Source organism: Bradyrhizobium sp. SZCCHNS3016, assembly GCF_032484535.1.
Classification (GTDB): Bacteria; Pseudomonadota; Alphaproteobacteria; order Rhizobiales; family Xanthobacteraceae; genus Bradyrhizobium.
Map to the genome: position 1 here is coordinate 1 of NZ_JAUETE010000041.1, position 1,323 is coordinate 1,323.

Annotated in this window: 1 protein-coding gene and 2 pseudogenes; 2 read left to right on the plus strand and 1 reads right to left on the minus strand. The window is 55.6% G+C overall.

The window, feature by feature from the left end; all coding sequences use genetic code 11:
* Window positions 1-134 (plus strand): annotated as a pseudogene (locus QW881_RS32545) (IS3 family transposase); the annotation flags it as partial.
* A 208-nt stretch (window positions 135-342) separates the two neighbouring features.
* Window positions 343-630 (plus strand): hypothetical protein, encoded by a 288-nt coding sequence (locus QW881_RS32550; protein WP_315759748.1) that lies wholly within the window; start codon window positions 343-345, stop codon window positions 628-630.
* Here the strand turns inward: QW881_RS32550 and QW881_RS32555 are convergent.
* Window positions 627-1,323, minus strand: a pseudogene (locus QW881_RS32555) (hypothetical protein); the annotation flags it as partial. The gene QW881_RS32550 and the pseudogene QW881_RS32555 overlap by 4 nt on opposite strands.

Here is a 1,323-nt window from a genome sequence, read left to right on the forward strand (position 1 = left end):
CCGAGTTCGCCGCCACCTGCAATCCGCGTCGGGATCTGGCGCTGCGCTATGCCGAGAGCTCCGCGCCAGCTCCCGCCACTACGACCGCCCAGATGGGCACATCAAACCGCCCGAACGAACTCAGATCTGGATAAAACTTGGGGGCAAGGTCACTACGACCGCCCAGATGGGCACATCAAACCGCCCGAACGAACTCAGATCTGGATAAAACTTGGGGGCAAGGTCAGGCGGATAGGAAAAGCTACCAGCGATTAGCCGTGAATCGCGATCGGATCCGGTTGATGCGCGACGTGCCGAGCATAGCTATTGGCCTCCGTATTTTGCCAGAGTCGGAGACTTACCTTGAAAGATATCTCTGAAATCACATCTGCTACGGCTGGACATGACTGGCTCGAGATCAAGGCAGCCGTCCTTAGGCTCGAACTTGAGAGACGTCAGGATCTAACTTTCGTCAAATCCGCCCTGTTCCTGAACACCGTATTATTCTGCCTGAATGTGATGTTTTTGGCGTTTTGGTGGCCGATCATCCTTTGGATAGTGGCAATCGTTGTCGGACTGGCTTGGGCGATTTTCTTGACGACATTCGCTGTTGATGCGGCTTGGCGGTTCTGCCGAAAGAGCAGCTCCTAGACGAGATGGAATCCATCAGAGTGCACAAACGCTTGTGGTGAGTTATGAGAGTGGAGAGCATTGGCGTCGTGCAATGGATCGATGGCTGCTAGGTCGGTCGGAGCGCTGCTGTTTATTGCTGCGAGAATTCCCACGACGCCTGCGGACGGGCCTTCGGAAGACAAGGAAGCTCCAACAGCAATTGATTCCGGTCCGAAGACAAAGATCTTATTCGCTCCGAAATCGGTGATGGCACCCGTCGGGCCTTGAGTGGATGAAACTGTTGCAAGGGCAGCAGCGTTCTCATCTTCCCTGAACAAGAACCCCTGCTCGGACGGCATCGAAACATATCGGTATTCAGCTATCGACATCGCTGGTTGCGAGCTGAGCTGCGTTGTCCCCGAGGGCATGCCTATGGTACCGTCATCGTTGAGGTCTTGATGAAACATCGGTTCAAGACTCTCAAGCGTAGCGCTCGCCCCACTGACGTAGCCGATCGCAGAACTGACGAAATTCCCACTGGTATCGAAGTCCCAAGCTGTAAACTGATCGGCACCTGGCACTTTCCACACAACTTCGTATCCACTTGCAGTGGCTTCTGCCGCGATCGGCACCCAAGGTCCCAGCTGTCCGGCCGCAATGGCGGCCCCGCCGAGCTTCAATTCTGGTCCGCCCGAAGCTGGATTGAGATCGTAGCCGGTCCCCACCTGAACC